Origin of the sequence: Lacinutrix sp. (assembly GCF_037625555.1) — a bacterium.
Taxonomy (GTDB): domain Bacteria; phylum Bacteroidota; class Bacteroidia; order Flavobacteriales; family Flavobacteriaceae; genus Lacinutrix.
Genome location: NZ_JASJHV010000044.1, coordinates 13614 through 32824, shown reverse-complemented (window position 1 = coordinate 32824; position 19211 = coordinate 13614). Strand labels below are relative to the sequence as shown.

21 protein-coding genes, 1 tRNA gene and 1 pseudogene are annotated in these 19211 nt (G+C 31.5%); 8 read left to right on the top strand and 15 right to left on the bottom strand.

What is annotated here, in order from left to right; genetic code table 11:
• Positions 1-8: 8 nt before the first annotated feature.
• The 12 genes and pseudogenes from QNK89_RS02665 to hemA all read right to left on the bottom strand — a co-directional run bounded on the left by QNK89_RS02665 (position 9) and on the right by hemA (position 10049).
• Entirely contained in the window at positions 9-455 is a 447-nt protein-coding gene (locus tag QNK89_RS02665; protein ID WP_340169422.1) for a nuclear transport factor 2 family protein, read from the bottom strand.
• 117 nt (positions 456-572) lie between these two features.
• Positions 573-1286: a 3'-5' exonuclease gene (locus QNK89_RS02660; RefSeq protein WP_340169421.1), complete on the bottom strand. Its 714-nt coding sequence runs from the start codon at positions 1284-1286 to the stop codon at positions 573-575.
• Positions 1287-1319: 33 nt separating this feature from the next.
• Positions 1320-2465, bottom strand: a complete 1146-nt coding sequence (locus QNK89_RS02655; protein WP_340169420.1) for a serine hydrolase — start codon at positions 2463-2465, stop codon at positions 1320-1322.
• A gap of 119 nt (positions 2466-2584) precedes the next feature.
• A pseudogene (locus QNK89_RS02650) lies at positions 2585-3176 on the bottom strand (DUF21 domain-containing protein); the annotation flags it as partial.
• Between the two features lie 28 nt (positions 3177-3204).
• Positions 3205-4194, bottom strand: a complete 990-nt coding sequence (hemB, locus tag QNK89_RS02645) for a porphobilinogen synthase (protein ID WP_340169419.1) — start codon at positions 4192-4194, stop codon at positions 3205-3207.
• Between the two features lie 7 nt (positions 4195-4201).
• Positions 4202-4591 (bottom strand): YchJ family metal-binding protein, encoded by a 390-nt coding sequence (locus QNK89_RS02640; RefSeq protein ID WP_340169418.1) that lies wholly within the window; start codon positions 4589-4591, stop codon positions 4202-4204.
• A gap of 1 nt (position 4592) precedes the next feature.
• Positions 4593-5495, bottom strand: coding sequence for an oxygen-dependent coproporphyrinogen oxidase (gene hemF / locus QNK89_RS02635; protein WP_340169549.1), 903 nt, complete (start codon positions 5493-5495; stop codon positions 4593-4595).
• A 29-nt stretch (positions 5496-5524) separates the two neighbouring features.
• Complete coding sequence (locus QNK89_RS02630) at positions 5525-5815, bottom strand: GNAT family protein (RefSeq protein ID WP_340169548.1); 291 nt, start codon at positions 5813-5815, stop codon at positions 5525-5527.
• 106 nt (positions 5816-5921) lie between these two features.
• Positions 5922-6947 (bottom strand): uroporphyrinogen decarboxylase, encoded by a 1026-nt coding sequence (hemE, locus tag QNK89_RS02625; RefSeq protein WP_340169417.1) that lies wholly within the window; start codon positions 6945-6947, stop codon positions 5922-5924.
• Between the two features lie 91 nt (positions 6948-7038).
• Positions 7039-7125 (bottom strand) — tRNA-Ser (locus QNK89_RS02620).
• An 88-nt stretch (positions 7126-7213) separates the two neighbouring features.
• A complete protein-coding gene (gene hemC / locus QNK89_RS02615) occupies positions 7214-8797 on the bottom strand; it encodes a hydroxymethylbilane synthase (protein WP_340169416.1) in 1584 nt (527 codons plus the stop codon).
• Entirely contained in the window at positions 8790-10049 is a 1260-nt protein-coding gene (hemA, locus tag QNK89_RS02610) for a glutamyl-tRNA reductase (protein ID WP_340169415.1), read from the bottom strand. Before hemA ends, hemC begins: the two co-directional genes overlap by 8 nt.
• Before the next feature lie 182 nt (positions 10050-10231).
• Here hemA and QNK89_RS02605 point away from each other — a divergent pair, with 182 nt between their 5' ends.
• The 6 genes from QNK89_RS02605 (at position 10232) to QNK89_RS02580 (ending at position 15912) form a co-directional block, all read left to right on the top strand.
• Complete coding sequence (locus QNK89_RS02605; RefSeq protein WP_340169414.1) at positions 10232-11131, top strand: AraC family transcriptional regulator; 900 nt, start codon at positions 10232-10234, stop codon at positions 11129-11131.
• Between the two features lie 99 nt (positions 11132-11230).
• Positions 11231-11479 (top strand): hypothetical protein, encoded by a 249-nt coding sequence (locus tag QNK89_RS02600; protein ID WP_340169413.1) that lies wholly within the window; start codon positions 11231-11233, stop codon positions 11477-11479.
• Between the two features lie 292 nt (positions 11480-11771).
• Positions 11772-12812, top strand: a complete 1041-nt coding sequence (gene hemH / locus QNK89_RS02595; protein WP_340169412.1) for a ferrochelatase — start codon at positions 11772-11774, stop codon at positions 12810-12812.
• Between the two features lie 2 nt (positions 12813-12814).
• Positions 12815-13363 carry a CopD family protein gene (locus QNK89_RS02590; RefSeq protein ID WP_340169411.1) on the top strand — a complete coding sequence of 183 codons (549 nt, stop codon included), beginning with the start codon at positions 12815-12817 and terminating at the stop codon, positions 13361-13363.
• A gap of 266 nt (positions 13364-13629) precedes the next feature.
• Positions 13630-15081 carry an ATP-binding protein gene (locus QNK89_RS02585; RefSeq protein ID WP_340169410.1) on the top strand — a complete coding sequence of 484 codons (1452 nt, stop codon included), beginning with the start codon at positions 13630-13632 and terminating at the stop codon, positions 15079-15081.
• Positions 15082-15129: 48 nt separating this feature from the next.
• On the top strand, positions 15130-15912 hold the full coding sequence (locus QNK89_RS02580; protein ID WP_340169409.1) for an enoyl-CoA hydratase-related protein: 783 nt from the start codon (positions 15130-15132) through the stop codon (positions 15910-15912).
• Positions 15913-15974: 62 nt separating this feature from the next.
• Here the strand turns inward: QNK89_RS02580 and QNK89_RS02575 are convergent, their stop codons facing one another.
• The 3 genes from QNK89_RS02575 to QNK89_RS02565 all read right to left on the bottom strand — a co-directional run bounded on the left by QNK89_RS02575 (position 15975) and on the right by QNK89_RS02565 (position 17880).
• Positions 15975-16631 (bottom strand): HD domain-containing protein, encoded by a 657-nt coding sequence (locus QNK89_RS02575; protein WP_340169408.1) that lies wholly within the window; start codon positions 16629-16631, stop codon positions 15975-15977.
• Positions 16624-17361, bottom strand: coding sequence for a lysophospholipid acyltransferase family protein (locus QNK89_RS02570; protein WP_340169407.1), 738 nt, complete (start codon positions 17359-17361; stop codon positions 16624-16626). The genes QNK89_RS02575 and QNK89_RS02570 overlap by 8 nt, the downstream gene beginning before the upstream one ends.
• A 108-nt stretch (positions 17362-17469) precedes the next feature.
• Entirely contained in the window at positions 17470-17880 is a 411-nt protein-coding gene (locus tag QNK89_RS02565) for a BrxA/BrxB family bacilliredoxin (RefSeq protein WP_340169406.1), read from the bottom strand.
• A 289-nt stretch (positions 17881-18169) separates the two neighbouring features.
• Between QNK89_RS02565 and QNK89_RS02560 the strand changes: the two genes are divergently transcribed.
• Both QNK89_RS02560 and QNK89_RS02555 read left to right on the top strand, forming a co-directional pair.
• Positions 18170-18985 carry a TerB family tellurite resistance protein gene (locus QNK89_RS02560; RefSeq protein ID WP_340169405.1) on the top strand — a complete coding sequence of 272 codons (816 nt, stop codon included), beginning with the start codon at positions 18170-18172 and terminating at the stop codon, positions 18983-18985.
• Complete coding sequence (locus QNK89_RS02555; RefSeq protein WP_340169404.1) at positions 18986-19117, top strand: hypothetical protein; 132 nt, start codon at positions 18986-18988, stop codon at positions 19115-19117.
• Positions 19118-19211: the final 94 nt, after the last annotated feature.

Here is a 19211-nt window from a genome sequence, read left to right as displayed (position 1 = left end):
AGATTTTTTTATTCTATATCAGGAATCGCCATAGTTTGATTAGCAATGAGATAGCATTTTTCATTAATTTCAACATAAGTTCTCATAAAATGATAAGTTGTTGGTCTTGGACCTCTATCAATAATTGTAATGCCACTTACAATTCCAGTTTTACCAGAAATGATCACTTTAACATCTTTTGAAATTCGTGATTTAGTGCTTTTATTATTACTATTTATATATCTTTTAATTCTTTCTAAAACTGCCGATTTATTATCAACCGTATTTGCGTGATTATGAACCCATATAAAATCGTCAGCTAAAATTGACTTGATATAATCAAAGTTTAATTCTAATTGAGCCTTTTCCCATGAAGCATCTAAATTTTTAAGATTCTCTTTGTTTAAACAAGCATCTTGTGCAGATACTGAAATGATTGATAATCCTACTAATGCAATTATAATAATATGTTTCATTGTACTTTGTTTCTTTCGTTTTTCATATAATTATTACCAATTTATTTATACTAATCTTAAAAACCTTTTCCTTTATTTATTTTGTAAACAAGAGAGCGTTTTGTTACTCTTTAGTATTTAAACATGTATAATCTCATCATCTTCTAAAATAGCTTCACCACGTAATCTTAAGAAAATTTGAGCTACAGCGATAGTATCTTTTTCGCAATAGGTAATTATTCTATCGATGTCGTTATCTTCATAATAGGTTTTATAAACTTCGCTACCATCTATATCGTCTTTTGGAGATAGAATTCCTAAAACATTTGTCATTAACTTTAAAGAAGTATAGGTTTTATAATCACCAAATTTCCATAACTCTAAAGTATCTAGATGTTGTACTTCCCATGGTTTTTTGCCGAAAAGGTTAAGCTTATATGGTAATTGTATATCATTTATAATCATGCGTCTTGCTATGTATGGAAAATCGAATTCCTTACCATTATGTGCACATAATAAATGTTTAGCTTGACTAAAATGTGAAATTAATAAGTTTTTAAAGTCTCTTAAAAGCGTAGGTTCTTCACCATAAAAAGAGGTTGTTCTAAACAATCGTGTTTCACCTTGATTTGTAAAATAACCAACCGAAATACATATAATTTTACCAAATTCTGCCCAAATTCCTGCACGATCGTAAAACTCTTCAGCAGAAAACTCTTCTTTTCTTTGGTAACGCGATTTTGCATCCCAATGGTCTTGCTTAGCAGTGTCTAATTCAGAAAAAAGATGTGTTTCTGGTACAGTTTCAATGTCTAAGAATAATATGTTTTCTAGGTTGAGTTTTGAGATCATAGCATTTCAATAATTAGGGCATGTTATTAAATGTTAATTATTCATCATTTTATAAGCTTCATCAATATAAATTGAGATGTCTTTTGTGTAAGCTCCAATACCTTCGTCTGGAGATTTTTGGTGACCTAAACGCACAATAATTACGTTATCTTCTGGTTGCACAATAACGTATTGGCCAAGATGTCCACGCATCATTTTAAAATCTTTACCATTATGGTTTTTTAACCACCAGCCGAACCCATAAACAGGATCGTATTTTGGAGTTAAAGATTTAGCTACAAAAGTAGAATCTAATATTTGTTTACCTTTCCATTTACCATTGTCTTTATATAGTTTACCAAAACGTGCAAAGTCTTTTGCATTACTTGCTATACAACAGTATGCTTTTACTAAATCGTAGTCTTCACTATCCACTTGCCAAAGCGTTTGGTTTTCGCTACCAAGAGGTTTCCAAAAACTTTCTTCAAAATAATTATATAGTTTTTTACCTGTGGCTTTTTCAATAACCATTGCTAACATTTGTGTGTCTCCACTCGCGTATTTAAAGGCTTTTCCTGGCTCATCTACCACTTTTAGCCCATTCATTACTTTTGCTAAATCATCATCAAAATAGGCACGTGTGGTAATGGATAAAGGTGAATAATAGGCTTCATCCCAATTTGTGCCAGAACTCATTGTAGATAAATCTCCAACCGTCATTTTCTTTGCTAAACCATCACAAAAATCTGGTAAGAAATCACAAACAGATTGGTCTAAGTTTTTTATATGACCTTCCATTATTGCTTTTCCTAGTAATCCAGAAACGTAGCTTTTTGCCATTGAAAAAGAATTAGATTTAGAATTTTCATTATAACCATCGTAATAGTTTTCGAACCATATACTATCATTTTTAATTATAACATAAGCTATGGTTCCATAATCTTTATTGGCCTTACTTAATACTTCTGTTTCTTTTGCAGTGTTATAGTTTTTATGGTTAATCCAAGGTTGAGGTGTGCTATTATCTATAGTTTGGTTGTCAAACTTTTTGTAATCGTCTAAAAATGCTGTAGTGTAACCTTGTGCATAAATAGTTCTTACGGCTTTTATTAAATAATCTGTATCTGTGACATAAAGTATTGCTATTAGTAATGTAAAAAGAATTATGAATGCTTTAAGTAGTTTTTTAAGTAATTTCATGAGGCATAAATTAGTAAGAATTGAAAGTATTAAAGATAATGTTAAAGATAAGAAATTAAAGGTTTAAGAGATACAATTCTTAAATTTCTATTATAGTTTTAATGCTGCTTAATCTCCATAATATCTTTAAACGTTAACAGGTTTTTTATAACCTTACTTTCACTTTCATGATAAACACCTTCTTCTTGTGCCATATCTGCCATCACTAAAAAGCCTTCTCTACTTAATACACCGCCATGTCCTTTACCACCAATTAGTTTTGTGGTTAATTGCATTAACCATAACAAACCTGTCCATTTTAATGGAAAAATTAAAACTTTTAAAGCTTTTGTTGTAAAATTAGCTAAACTTTTCCAGTAGGTTGCACCAATGGTTTTTGGTATAATTTTTGAAGCGACTAGAATTAAAATAGTCATTACTGCAGAGACAATAAAAACACCATAGACATCACCATTTCCATATAATTCTTCGGCTTCTTTACCTACTAAAATAGCACCAACAGTATGTGCAATTGTATTAAGAGTTAGAATAGCAATTAATGGTCTATCGACGTCTTTTTTCAAAGTCTCCAAGCCTTCAGCATATTGCTTACCTTCTTGTTTTTTTAAGATTAATAAATGTTGGTGTTACACTTAAAAGCACTGCTTCTAAAATGGAACATAAAAATGAAAAGAAAATGGAGATAACTCCGTAAAATATTAATAATCCCATGGATTTTTTAGTTTGTTTTTTTGCTAATTTACGATATTAATTTCACCACATCTTTAGCAAAATAACTTGCAATTACGTCTGCTCCAGCGCGTTTAATAGCTATAATTTGTTCCATCATAACAGCATCGTGGTCTAGCCAACCTTTTTCTGCTGCTGCTTTAAGCATAGCATACTCACCAGAAACTTGATAAACAGCTACAGGAACATCGACTTCGTTTTTAATTTCTCGTACAATATCTAAATAACATAAGCCAGGTTTTATCATCACAATATCTGCACCTTCATCGATATCCATTTCGGTTTCACGAATGGCTTCAAAACGATTAGCATAATCCATTTGATATGTTTTTTTGTCCTTTGGGATATCTTTTATTGCAGCAGGAGCAGAGTCTAAAACATCACGAAAAGGGCAATAAAATGCAGAGGCATATTTTGCAGAATAACTCATGATTCCAGTATCTGTATAACCTTCATCTTCTAATGTTTCTCGAATGGCTAAAATGCGTCCATCCATCATGTCGCTTGGTGCAACAAAATTGGCTCCAGCTTCGGCATGAGATAAGCTCATTTCGGCTAAAACCTCAACAGTATCATCATTTACTATTTTACCGTTTTCTATAATGCCATCGTGTCCAAAAGAAGAGTAAGGATCTAGAGCAACATCTGTCATAACTAGCATTTCTGGACATATATTTTTTACTGTTTTAATGGCGCGTTGCATTAATCCGTCTGGATTTAAAGCTTCAGTTCCTTTATTGTCTTTTAAATTATCTGGTACTTTTACAAACAATAAAACCGATTTTAATCCTAGTTTCCAAAGTTCTTTTACTTCAGTTTCTAATAAATCTAAACTAAAGCGATAGTAATTAGGCATTGAAGCAATTTCTTCTTTTATGCCATTACCTTCAACGATAAATAATGGTACTAAAAAGTCGTTTGGCGAAATAATGGTTTCTCGAACTAAACTTCTAATCGCTTCGTTGCTTCTTAATCTTCTGTTTCTTTTTATTGGATACATATTTTTTTTAGTTTTTGGCATAACCTAGGTAATACCATTTTCCATTTTCTTTGATAAATGCAGATTTTTCGTGAATAACTTCAATATTTCCTTCTTCATAAAAATAAGCATTAAAGGTTACTGTGCCTTCATTATTTTTTTCTAGACCATTTGTGGTTTCAATTATTTCTAATTTAATCCATTCTACAGATTTTGCCCATTTTACAATCGCTTTTTTCTCTGTAATTGGTCTTGTAGAACTGTGGTGTGTTTGCATTAAATAATCTCCATTTGCCAATACAAATGCACTATATCTTGAGCGCATTAGTTGTTGTGCTGTTTCGGTTTTTCCATTATTTAGATGAAAAACCTCGCAACATGCTTTAAAGGTTTTATTATTTCCGCAGTAACAGTTCATACTAAACCCAATCGATTGGGTTTTGTAAAATTTTAATTAAACGCTCTTCTTCACTACCTTTTTCTGGATTATGATTGTAAACCCATTGAACATGTGGTGGTAAACTCATTAATATACTTTCTATTCTTCCGTTTGTTTTTAAACCGAAAAGCGTGCCTTTATCATGTACTAAATTAAATTCCACATAACGTCCACGACGTATTTCTTGCCATTTTCGTTGTGCATTGGTATAATTTAAATCTTTTCTTTTTTCCATGATTGGGCAGTAAGCCGATACAAAACTATTACCAATTTCTGTAACAAAATTGTACCAGTTTTCCATAGTCATATTTTCTGAAGCTTTACAGTAATCGAAAAATAATCCGCCAACTCCACGACCTTCATTTCTATGTGAGTTATAGAAGTACTCATCACAACGTGCTTTATATTTTGGATAAAATCCAGGATCATGTTTGTCGCAAGCCTTTTTGCAAATTTGATGAAAGTGTGTTGCATCTTCATTAAACAAATAGTAAGGTGTAAGATCTTGACCACCACCAAACCATTGGTCTACAATGTTTCCTTCTTTATCGTACATTTCAAAATAACGCCAATTTGCGTGAACAGTAGGCACCATTGGATTTGTAGGATGAATGACTAAACTTAATCCACAGGCAAAAAAATCAGCATCTTCTACTCCAAAATAGGTTTGCATAGATTCTGGTAATTTACCATGTACACCAGAAATATTTACACCTCCTTTTTCTATAACATTTCCGTTCTCGATTACTCGCGTTCGTCCACCACCACCTTCTGGTCGTTCCCAAATATCTTCTTGAAATGTTGCTTTACCATCAATGGCTTCAAAAGCTGATGTTATGGTGTCTTGTAATTCGTGTATGTAGTTAAAGAACTTGTCTTTTATGGTTGTGTTGAATTTGTGTTTCATTTTTATTATTTATACAATTCATATAACTCCATGTCTAATGGTTTTTCACCAATTGGAGTAAATTCTTTTTCTAAAGTTTTTTGCCTACTAAAATCATTATTTAAAGCGACGTTCACACTTGGTAGATTATCTTTATGTACTATAATTTGAAGCGTTTCCAACTCTAATTTTGTAAAAGCATGTTTAGATAATACCTTAACAGCTTTTGAAATGAGGCCTTTTCCTTTAAAATTATAATCTATACAGTAAACAAACTCACCTTGTTTTATAGACCAATTTAGCTCTTTAATGTATATGATAGCTACTAGTTTACGCGTTTCAGTATGTTTTTTATCATTAAATAAGTGTTTAATTAAACCTACTTAAAAGACGCAAAAAGGTTTAATAAGTTACACAAACTAATTACGCTTTATATTCTTTTACTGCATTTATAAACGCTTTGGCGTTTTCTAATGGAATGTTTGGTAAAATACCATGTCCTAAATTTACAATGTATTTGTCTTTACCAAACTCATTAATCATTTGGTGTACCATTTTTTTAATTTCTGAAGGTGGAGAGAACAAACGCGTAGGATCAAAATTACCTTGTAAAGTAATATTTCCTCCTGTTAAATAACGCGCGTTTCTTGCGGAGCAAGTCCAATCTACACCTAAAGCTGCAGCTCCAGATTTTGCCATATCTCCAAGCGCAAACCAACATCCTTTTCCAAAGGCGATTACTGGTGTTTCATCTTTTAAAGCATCAATAATTTGTTGAATGTATTTCCAAGAAAATTCTTGATAATCGACAGGAGATAGCATACCTCCCCAAGAATCGAAAACCTGAACAGCATTAACACCTGCTTTTACTTTTTCTTTTAGATATGCAATTGTAGTATCTGTTATTTTTTGTAATAATTGGTGAGCAGCAACAGGATTTGTAAAACAAAATTCTTTTGCTTTATCAAAGTTTTTAGAACCTTGACCTTGCACACAATAACATAATATTGTCCAAGGAGAACCTGCAAAACCAATTAATGGGATATCATTGTTTAGTTTTTCTTTGGTCATTTTTATGGCCTCGTAAACATAACTTAAGCTTTCTTTTACGTCTGGCACTATAACATTATCGACATCCTTTTGAGTTCGAACAGGATTTGGTAAATAGGGACCAAAATTTGGTTTCATTTGCACCTCGATGTTCATTGCTTGTGGAATTACCAAAATATCACAGAATAATATGGCAGCATCCATTCCATATCTACGAATAGGTTGTACAGTAATTTCACTTGCTAATTCTGGAGTTTGACAACGTGTAAAGAAATCATATTTTGCCTTAATCTCCATAAATTCCGGCAAATATCTTCCAGCTTGACGCATCATCCAAACTGGTGGACGTTCTACTGTTTCTCCTTTTAATGCTCTTAAAAATAAATCGTTTTTCAACATATCTTTTTGTTATTTCCTCTATCTAGAAAACCTCTTTAATTCAATTTAACTTTTATAAAACCTTTTTGGTTTTTTAAATCTGCTTATTTAGCAGAGAGTAAGGGATTCGAACCCTTGGTACCTTTGCAAGTACACTACCTTTCCAAGGTAGCACGATCGGCCGCTCTGTCAACTCTCTTTTTTATTTCATTTTAACGTACATTTTTAGGATTTTGTGATCTGTTTCTAAAAATATTGAGGCAATCTTTATGTTGCGATTATAGAAATTAAACGTAATGCTCGTTTACTAATTCAATTACGCTCTCAACAGTTGGTAACTTTGCGATTCTTACATCTTTAAAATGTTGACTAGCTTCTTTTGCAGTAGATTCTCCAATACAAAAAGCAATGGTTTTATCTTCTATTATATTTTCTTGTATAAAGCTTTTAACATTAGATGGGCTGTAAAACATAACTCCTTCTATGTTATTATCTATCTTAAGGCTGTCAAATTTAGTTTGATATGCTTCAATCTCGTTTACTTTAATATTATTTTCTTGAAGTATATTAGGTAAATCGTCTAGTCTTAAATCACTACAAAAATAAGTTACTTCTGTTCCTTCTATATATTCAACTAAATACTCTGCTAGTTTTTTAGCATTGTTTTTGCTATGTTTTACTTTACCTATTCTATTTTCTACTAGGCGTTTTGTACGACGACCTACACAGTATATATTTTTGAATTGAAGTTCTATTGCAGAAAAATTTGTTAGTAAAGCTTCTACTGCATTTTTACTAGTAATTATAACGTTCTCAATTTCGTTTTTTAAGAATCTTGGCGCTATTCTATTTAAACTAATTTTTATAAAATCGCTGCTTTGAGAATTTACTTTCTCATTAAACAACAAGCGTTGATCTTCAGTAAAAGATTTTGTAGAGTAGATGTTTGTTGGTTTGCTCGATAGCTTTATGGCATCCATTAATCGCTTTCCTCCTTTATCAATAACATAATTTGCACACCATTCTGCTAAATCGTTATGCTCACCAAGTGCTTTTACGCGTTCTACTGTGATTTTTTTAGTTCCATTTGGGCTTAATAATACACCTTCGAAATGCACTTCTTCATCTTTAATATAACATAAGGCTCCAATAGGAGCAGTACATCCTCCTTCTAAACGGTTTAGAAATTCACGTTCTATTTGCGTACAAATTTCAGTTTCTTTATCATTTATTTCATCTAGAATCATTAGTAACTCTTCGTCTTCCTCTAAAGCAGTTGTCATTATTGCTCCTTGACCAGGAGCAGGAATCATCCAATCTATATTATCTGCAGTCTCGGGACGAACATCTAAGCGACCTAGGCCAGCTGCAGCAAAAATAGCAGCATCCCAACGGTCTGAATTCTCTAATTTCTCTAAACGTGTATTTACATTACCACGAATATCTTCTATTGTGTGCGTTGGATAGCGGTTAAGCCACTGTGCTTTTCTTCGTAAACTACTTGTTGCAATTATTGCTTCTCTACTACCTAAAAACTCTTCAGTTCCTTTAAAAACTATTGTGTCACGAACATTTCCACGTTTCATAACAGCACCTTGTACAATTCCTTTAGGTAAAACGGTAGGTACATCTTTTAAAGAATGAACAGCAATGTCTATTTCACCATTAAGCATCGCAATATCTAAAGTTCTAGTAAATATTCCAGTGATACCAAGTTCGTAAAGTGGCTTATCTAAAACAATATCACCTGTAGATTTTACAGCTACTAATATTGCTTTGTGTCCTAGTTGTTTTATTTGATTTTTTACTGCGTTGGCTTGATAGAGTGCTAACTCACTGTCGCGAGTACCTATTCTTATTATTCTAGACATTTTTTATTGGTTCTAACTGAAATACTTTTTGAATAAGTTCCAGACTTTCGTTTGTAGAAATTGCGTCTTCTTTTAGATGATGCGCGAAGTGATTTGTTATTTTTTGAATTAGTTTGTTGCTAATTAACTCTGCTTGAGCTTCGTTAAAGTCTGCGTTTTTTTTACGCTGTGTTTCTAATTCTGATTTTTTAAAGTCTTGTAATTTAATTTTTAAAGCTTTTATAGTTGGAGCAAATTTTCTAGTTTCCAACCATTTGTTAAATTCTATTTTAACCTCTTCAATAATAGTTTCAGCTAAAGGAATTTGTTGTTTTCTTTTTTGTAATGTTTCATCGGTAATTTGCGATAAATCATCTAAATGTATAAGGTTTATATTACTTAATTCATTAACATTACTATTAACATTTTTTGGAATTGATAAATCTAAAATTAGTAATTTTTTTTTAGATTGAATAATGTGTTTATCTATTGTTGGGTTTTGTGCTCCAGTTGCAACAATTAAAATATCTGAAGTATTAATTTCTTCTTGAAGGTTTGCATAATCTTTTACTACTAAGTTAAATTTCCCCGCTATAGCTTCAGCTTTATCTTTTGTTCTATTGATTAGAGTAATTTGATGATTTTTTGTGTGTTTTACAAGGTTTTCGCAAGTGTTTCTTCCAATTTTTCCAGTTCCAAATAGTAAAATATTTTTCTCTGAAATATTTTCTATATTTTTTATTATATATTGTACAGAGGCAAATGAAACAGAAGTTGCACCAGAAGAAATGTTTGTTTCTGTTTTAATTCGCTTACTTGCCTGAATAACAGCATTTATTAAACGCTCTATAAAATGGTTAAGTAAACCATGTTTTTTGGAGATTTTAGCTGCAGTTTTTAATTGGCTAATTATTTCGAAATCACCTAATATCTGGCTGTCTAATCCAGAGCCAACACGAAACATGTGTGATATTGCATCATTATTTTTATAAACATATGCTACTTTTTGAAACTCTTCTACTGTACCTTTTGTATTGTCGCAAAGTAACTTTATGAGTTGAAAAGGATGCTCTGCAAAACCAAAAATCTCTGTCCTATTACAAGTAGAGGTAACTATCATGCTCTCTATACCAGAAGTATTAGCCTGTTCAAGTAAGTTTAATTTAGCCTCTTCACTTAAGCTAAAAGGACCGCGAATTTCGGCATCAGCTTTCTTGTAGCTTAAGCCAATTGCGTAAAACGTTGTGCTTTTTGAGATGTGATATTGTTTCATAAATCTAACGGTAGCAAAAATAATAGCTATAAAAGCTTAAAAACAACGCTAAAAGAACTATTAATATCGTTTGTGGATTTTTTGCGTTGTTTTTTTAATAAACTCTTTTAAAGTCCTTATATTTGCTTAGTAAATAAGTGTTTTTGCTGTTTTAGTTTAGAACAAATCTAAATAAGAAGAAGATGATTCCAGAAAAAAAAATTAACAAAAGTGTCGCTAAAGGTTTTTTTGTTGAGACTCTTGCAGATGATGGTGTTTTTATTTTAACTCATCAAAATGAAACACAGGAAGTTAAGGTTATAGAACGCGAGATTGATAGTAGTTTTATTCAGTTTCATTTTTGTGTAAAAGGAGATGCTCAATTTTTATTTAATAATGGTAATTACACTTTAAATCTAACTGAAGAAACATCTTTATTGTTGTACAATCCACAACGAGATTTACCTATTCACCTTGAAGTTAAACCAAAATCATGGTTGGTTTCTGTTATTATTTCTATTAAAAAATTTCATGGTTTGTTTTCGCAAGAAGCAAATTATATTACGTTTTTAAGTGAAGATAATCGAGACAAAAAGTATTATAAAGACGGAAAAATATCACCATCTATGGCAATTGCATTAAACCAATTGGTGAATTACAATCTTAACCATAGTATAAGAAATATCTATTTTAAGGCCAAAGCCTACGAGGTTTTAAGCTTGTATTTTAATAGAAGCGAAGATGCAGATATTGAGCAATGTCCATTTTTAGTAGATGAGTCTAATGTAATAAAAATAAGAAAGGCTAAAGATATCGTGATTTCTAGAATGGCAGAGCCACCTACTCTACAAGAATTAGCAAACGAAATTGGTTTAACACTCAAGAAATTAAAAGAAGGATTTAAACAAATTTATGGAGATTCTGTTTTTAGTTTTTTATTAGATTATAAAATGGAGGTTGCAAGAAAACTCCTAGAGTCTGGTGTTCACAATGTAAACGAAGTTGGCTTAAAATTAGGCTATAGTACTTCTAGTCACTTTATTGCTGCTTTTAAGAAAAAGTATGGAACAACACCTAAAAAGTATGTGCAATCTTTGAGTTAAAAGTTTTGGGTAAGAAATACAATTGCGAAAATCCAACCTAAATATAGAATAGTATAACTTACAGAATACAGAATACAGAATACAGAATACAGAATAGATATGCTGATATTTCCTTTTGTAGTATTTGCATTATTAAAGACCAACTTTAAGGCTCTAAAACACACCCAATATAACATTAAGACAATTATAAAGAGGCTAAACCAAAAAGCAAACTCTAATGCAACTATTAATACTACTAAAAAAATACTCATAACTACCCAAAGTATAATAGATACTATCAAGCCGCTAATGCCCTCACCAATATCTAGAGAAGGTAAGTCTGGGAATTGGCCAGAATTAGATAGGTAATTACCAATTTTATAACTTTTAAACTTTGGAAAATTATCTAATAACTTGACTCCTTTATAAAGTCCATAGGTAATGAATAGTAAATATATTTAATTCGTTGAAACTTTAAGTAAAATATAGAAATTTAACTTGTTTCTAACATAACCAATGTTTCAATCTATAGATTAATATAATTTAGTATCGTATTTTTGTAAAAAACTTAACATGATATTTCTATACTAACAGAAACTTTAGAGTTTTAGTAATAGAAACAAAAAAGAAATAAGATTCTCGCTTACTCGGGAAAATATATATGAAAGGAGCACTGCTTGTAAACTTAGGGTCACCAGAAAGCCCAGAACCTAAAGATGTAAAAAAATATTTAGGCGAATTTTTAATGGATGAGCGCGTAATAGATGTACCGCTTTGGGCTAGAACACTACTTGTAAAAGGTATTATTTTAAATACAAGACCAAAAGCTTCTGCAAAAGCTTACAAAAAAATCTGGTGGGAAAATGGTTCGCCATTAATAGTATTGTCAGAGGCTTTACAAGAAAAAGTACAAGAAGAAGTTGCACTTCCTGTGGCATTAGCCATGCGTTATGGAAGTATGACCATAAAAAAAGGATTACAGGAATTGGTAGATAAAGGATGTGACGAAGTGTTTTTAATTCCGTTATATCCACAATTTGCTATGGCTACTACAGAAACCATTTTGGTTTTAGCAGAAGAGATCAGAGCACAGTTTTTTCCTGCCCTGAAAATAGATTCTCTTCCTGCCTTCTATAACAATCCAGAGTATATTAAAGTTTTAGCAAATAGCATAAAAGCCGATTTAAAAGGTAAAGATTACGAACACTTATTATTCTCTTATCATGGTGTCCCAGAAAGGCATATTCGTAAAAGTGACATTACAAAATCGCACTGTAAACCAAATGATAAAGAAAACTGCGTGTGTTGCAAAACACCTAGCAAAGCACACGAATTTTGTTATAAACACCAATGTAAAGAAGTCACGCGTTTAGTTGGTGAATATTTAAAATTAGAACCAGACACCTATTCAACCTCTTTTCAATCTCGATTAGGATTCGATCCATGGTTACAGCCTTATACAGATAGAACTATAGAGCGTTTAGGAAAAAAAGGAATTAAAAAAATGGCAATAGCAACTCCAGCTTTTGTTAGCGATTGTTTAGAAACTTTAGAAGAAATAGCGATGGAAGGTGAAGAAATCTTCCATGAAGTAGGAGGGAAAGAGTTTACTACAATTCCTTGTTTAAACACTAATAAAGAATGGGTTACACTATTAGCAAAATGGATTAACGAGTGGTTTACTGCAAAAGCAGAAGCATAGAAATGGAATACTATTATTACATAAAAGCACTACATCTTATTTTTGTAATTACCTGGTTTGCAGGTTTGTTTTACATACCAAGACTATTTGTGTATCAAATTGAAGCCTCCCAAAAACCGTCTCCAGAAAAAGAAATATTAGGAAAACAATTAAAATTAATGGCAAAACGTTTGTGGTCAATAATAGCTTGGCCATCAGCTATTTTAGCAGTTTTTTTTGGTGTAATATTACTCTATTTAAATCCCTTTCTTTTGCAAAGTAGCTGGATGCAGGTAAAGCTTGGTTTTATTGTTTTACTTATTCTCTACCATATTCAAACCCATGTTTACTTTAAACAATTACAAAAGGACGTAGTAAAAAAATCTTCAAATTTTATGCGTATCTGGAATGAAGGCGCAACATTTATTCTCTTTGCAGTTATCTTTTTAGTGCTATTAAAAAGTGCATTTAATTGGATTTTTGGTGTTTTAGGAATTTTTATTTTAGGCTTTTTACTTATGTTAGGGTTTAAAATTTACAAAGACATTAGAAATAAAAATCCAGAAGCATAGTTTTTGGGCGTTACCTAAAGGTCGTGTTTTACACTATATCTTTTTTTGCATAAATGCAACAAAAAAAAGGATGCCGTTTCAACCACTAACGCAAAATAATGGTGCGATTATTGTTATATTTATAAAAATTATAATCTATGAGAGCCCTGTTAAAAACAGTGATTATTTTCTTTACCTCTAAAAGCACACCATAAATACTTGAAAATTAAGAAGAAACAAGAAAAAAAGCTAAACGTACAAAAAGAAAAAAGCATTAGAAAAACGACATGAAATTAAAAAAACTGTCATTACGAACCAGAATATTCATTGCCATGATATTACTGGTATTGTTGTCTTCAATATTAATAGCAGCAGTAGCAATCTATCAATATAACGAAGAAACCCAAGATTACCACAAACAACGTTTAGATAGAAAAGAGACTGCTATTATTAGAAGCTTAGACTTTGTTATTCGTGAAACAACATTTCCAGTAATTACAGAAAATGTTCCGCTTATTTTTAAAACTAAAATCTACGAAGTTGCAGAAGTACATAATATTCAAATAAACTTATACGATTTAGAAGGCTCTTTACTTATTTCTTCTAAAGCAGATATTAAACAAGAAGTAACAGAAAAATGTTTAGAACCAAACGTTTTAAATACACTATCTAACACTGCAGAGCATCGTTTTGAAGAACGAAGAGTAGAAGACAACGAAACCTTTAGATCTTCCTATCGTTACATTACAGATCCAAAATATAAAGATTTAGCAATCATTAATTTACCTTATTTAGAAAATGACGATTTTCTTGCCAAAGAGCTAAACGAATTTTTAGAACGATTAACTTATACTTCTCTAGTAGTTATGTTAATGGCAGTAATATTAGCATTCTTTTTATCTAGATATATCACCAAGCCTATAAAAGCTATTAGTGAAAAAATGAGTGCTACACGACTAGAAAAACGTAACGAAAAAATTATAATTCAAGATACAAGCGAAGAAATAGCCACACTTGTAGATTCTTATAATAGTATGATTGATGATTTAGAGGAAAGTGCAGTACAATTAGCCACAAGCGAGCGTGAACAAGCTTGGAGAGAAATGGCAAAACAAGTAGCACATGAAATTAAAAATCCACTTACACCAATGCGATTAAGTGTACAGAGTTTTCAACGTAAATTTAATCCTGAAGATGAAAATATTCATCAAAAAGTAGATGAATACTCGAAAACTTTAATCCAACAAATAGATACCATGAGTTCTATTGCAAGTGCGTTTTCAAACTTTGCAAAAATGCCAGCTCAACAAAACGAAATGCTAAATGTTGTTGAGGTTGTAGATTTAACACTAGATATTTTTAATGAAGACTACATTACATTTCAATCTGATAGAAAAGAAATTATAGCAAAATTTGATAGAACTCAACTTATTCGTGTAATCACTAATTTAATTAAAAACGGAATTCAGGCCATTCCTCAAGAAAGACAACCAGAGATTATTGTAAACGTCTCACAAGAGCACAACAGCGTAAAGATCAAAGTATCAGATAACGGAATAGGAATAAGCGATGAGAATAAGCCTAAGGTTTTTGAACCAAAATTTACTACAAAATCAAGTGGTATGGGACTAGGCTTAGCAATGGTAAAAAATATTATGGAAACATACGGAGGAACAATTACCTTTGTATCGCAAAAAGATAAAGGCACAACTTTTACTGTAGCATTTCCTAAAAACTAAACTCTTGTGTTAAGCAGGAATTCATTTTAAAGAATAAAAAAATTAACAATGACTTACGAAAACATCCTTTCAGCATCTCAAAACGGTATAACAACCATAACTATAAATAGACCATCAAAATTAAACGCTTTAAATAAAGCAACTATAGAAGAGTTGCATCAAGCTTTTAAAGTTGCTAATACAGATCCAGAGGTAAAAGTCATAATCATTACAGGAAGTGGTGAAAAAGCATTTGTAGCTGGTGCAGATATTAGTGAGTTTGCAAACTTTAATATAGAAAATGGAGGTAAGCTAGCAGCAAAAGGACAAGAACTACTATTCGATTTTGTAGAGAATTTAAATACACCAGTAATTGCAGCTGTAAATGGTTTTGCACTTGGTGGTGGATTGGAGTTAGCAATGGCTGCTCATTTTAGGTTAGCTAGCGATAATGCAAAAATGGGATTACCAGAAGTATCTTTAGGTGTTATTCCTGGATATGGTGGTACACAACGTTTACCACAATTAGTAGGTAAAGGTCGTACCATGGAAATGGTAATGACAGCAGGAATGATTGATGCACAAACCGCTAAAGATTACGGTTTAGTTAATCATGTTGTTGAGCAAGAGGAGTTAATGCCTCTAGCTTTAAAAATAGCCAGCAAGATTATACGAAATTCTTCAGTAGCTATTAGTAAAGCTATTAAAGCAGTAAACGCTAATTATAAAGATGGTGTTAATGGTTACGAAACAGAGATAGAGCAGTTTGGAGATTGTTTTGGTACCGAAGATTTTAAAGAAGGTACAACAGCGTTTTTACAAAAGCGTAAGGCTGAGTTTCCGGGGAAATAAAGTTGTATTTTAATTTTACACTAAAATAAAGACAGTGTAAGAAAAGTAGACTGCTATCTTTATTACCTTTCACCATCACACTCAGCAAAAAACTGTCTTAAAAAAGCGACCATATAATCATGGCGTTTTTCAGCTATTTTTTTACCAGAAACAGTATTCATCTTATCTTTTAAAAGTAATAATTTCCCATAAAAATGATTAATTGTTGGCGCAGTAGAGGCTTTATATTCGGCTTTTGTTAGATTAAGATTTGGCTTAATATCTGGATTGTAAATAGCTCTGTTTTTAAAGCCTCCATAATTAAAAGCGCGTGCAATACCAATTGCTCCAAGCGCATCTAATCTATCTGCATCTTGAACAACTTGTAATTCTATAGAATTAAAATTAGTTGTGTTTCCAATATTAAAACTATAAGAAATGTTTTCTATAATTTTTATAACATGTTCTATAATTATAGAATCTACGTTTTGTTCAAATAGAAATTTTCTTGCTTTTTTAGGTCCAATAGTGTCGTCTCCACCATAAAATTTGCTGTCTGCAATATCATGTAACAAAGCAGCTAAAGCTACAATTCCTGTATTTACAGTTTCGCCTTTAGCAATTAACATAGCGTTATTATAAACACGTTCAATATGAAACCAATCGTGCCCACCTTCAGCTTCTACTAATTCTTTTTTTACAAATATTTTGGTAGTTTCAATTAAGGTATTACTATTCATTAATGTCTTTTTTTATGGTAGTTTCAATGTAAGAAAGTAATGCTTCAGTAGAATTAAAATCAATTGCTTTTACAGGTTTATGTGCTTTAAAAGTTAAGTGATTACCTATTCCCATAGGAAATTTACCGTATCGTAAAGTTTCCCATGAATTATTAATGGTAACAGGAACAATAACTGCACTAGGAATATATTTAATAAGTGTTTCTAGACCTTTAGTTTGAAATGGTTTTGGCTTACCGTCTCGACTTCTTGTGCCTTCTGGAAAAATAACTGCTGCACGATTATTAGACTCTATGTAATCTGAAAAATTTCTAATTGCAATAATAGCCTGTCTTGGGTTTTTGCGTTCTATTAAGACAGAGCCACCATGACGTAAATTATAAGAGACACTTGGTATGCCTTTTCCTAATTCTTTTTTACTTACAAATTTTACATGGTGTTTTCTAAAATACCACATAATTGGCGGAATATCTGCCATGCTTTGGTGATTAGACACAATTATTACTGGTAGTGAATTCTCTATTTTATATGTGTTTATATAGGTGTAACTGTTTCCTAAAAGATGATGACAACGCATTAAAAAAAACTGTAATATATCTACACTTTTTTTGTGAGCAGTGTACCCAAAAAGATTAAAACATAACCACTGTATTGGATGAAATATTAGCAAGAACAATCCAAAAAAAAGGAAATAAAAGCAGGTTAATGGATAGGCTATAAGTTTTCTCATTTTAATAAAAATCTATAGTCCAAAAATATAAAAACCACGTTTAACAAACGTGGTTTTTATATAATACTTAGTTTAAAACAAACAAGATGTGTTGTTTTATGATGCCTTTTAGCAGTGCTCGTTATAAGCATCCATAAGGTTTTCTGCAATTAATTCTGCAGGACGGCCTTCAATATGGTGACGCTCTAACATATGTACTAATTCTCCATTTTTAAATAAGGCCATACTTGGCGAGCTTGGAGGAAAAGGTATCATATGAGCACGTGCTCTATCTGTAGCTTCTCTATCTACACCTGCAAATACAGTTACAATATTACTTGGTTTTTTGTCGTTTTTTAAACTCATTTTAGCACCTGGTCTAGCATTTGCTGCAGCACAACCACAAACAGAGTTTACAACTACTAAAGTTGTTCCTTCTTTCTTTATTGCTTGGTCAACAGACTCTACTGTATTTAATGCTTCAAAACCTGCGTTAGTTAAATCTTCGCTCATAGGTTTTACTAATTCTGCTGGATACATATCTTTTAAAATTTTATATTATTATATTATTCATGCAAAGTTAATCAAAAACTGTGCAATTATTATTATTGCATTCTCTTATAACACTTATGGTGCCATAAGGTCAGGTTATAGTTGCTTGCTATAAGTTAAGTTTTCGAAATGATTTTGTCTTTAATCACTCAGGATGTCTTCATGTATATAAAGTATATGTAATACTTAAGGATTTACTAGAAAATAGACGTAACAAAACAAAGGTGATGGCTACTAACAAAGCATTATATTTACATTTCTAAAATAAAAGTAATAAATGAACGGATTAAAATGGATTGGTGCCACTTTAGGTTGGTCTTTTGGAGGACCAATAGGTGCAATAATAGGTTTAGCAATTGGAAGTATTGGCGATGCTTTTGCATCAGGTAAAGGAGGTTTTACCTTGGGACAAGGTGATAACCCTTTTAATAGACAACGTCAAAAACAACAAGGTAGAAGACAGCAAAATTCAAGGCCAAATTATAGAACCCAGCAACAACGTCGTGATCAAACAACCTCTGGAGATTTTGAGGTAAGCTTGCTTGTTTTAGCTTCTGTTGTTATTAAATCAGATGGAAAACAAGATCAAAGAGAATTAGATTTTGTACGCAAACAATTTGTTAGCATGTATGGAAAAGACAAGGCTAATAAAGCTTTCGATTTATTTAAAAGAGTAAGTCAACAAACCATTCCTTTACGTCAAGTTTGTATGCAAATACAGCGTATGATGGATCATTCTTCTAGATTACAACTCATGCACTTTTTATTTGGTATTGCCAAAGCAGATAGTATGGTGACTGAAGATGAAGAAAGGCAAATATTTACTATTGCTGGTTACCTTGGTATAAGTTCTCGCGATTATAATAGTATAAAAGCTATGTTTTATAATAGCAGTAATAATGCCTATAAAATTTTAGAGATTACCAAAGCTGCTTCTATAGACGAAATTAAAAAAGCTTACCGAACCATGGCTAAAAAATACCATCCTGATAAAGTTGAATACCTAGGTGAGGAATACAAAAAAGGAGCAGAGGATAAATTTAAGCAGGTACAAAAAGCTTATGAGCAACTGCAAAAAGAACGTAGGTTTTAAATGAAATACATCTTAATTATTCTTATTTTGTTTAGTATTTCATCCTATTCTAAGGATTGTAAGTATGAAGAATATTATAAATTAGTTGATTTAGCAGAAAAACAATCTAATAAAAAAGAGTATAAATTTTAAAAAAGCATTTTTAAAAGTAGATTTTCCATTAGGTCGAGATTTAGGAAACGCCTTATTAATTGCAAGTAAGGTTAAGGATGAATCTTGGGCAAAT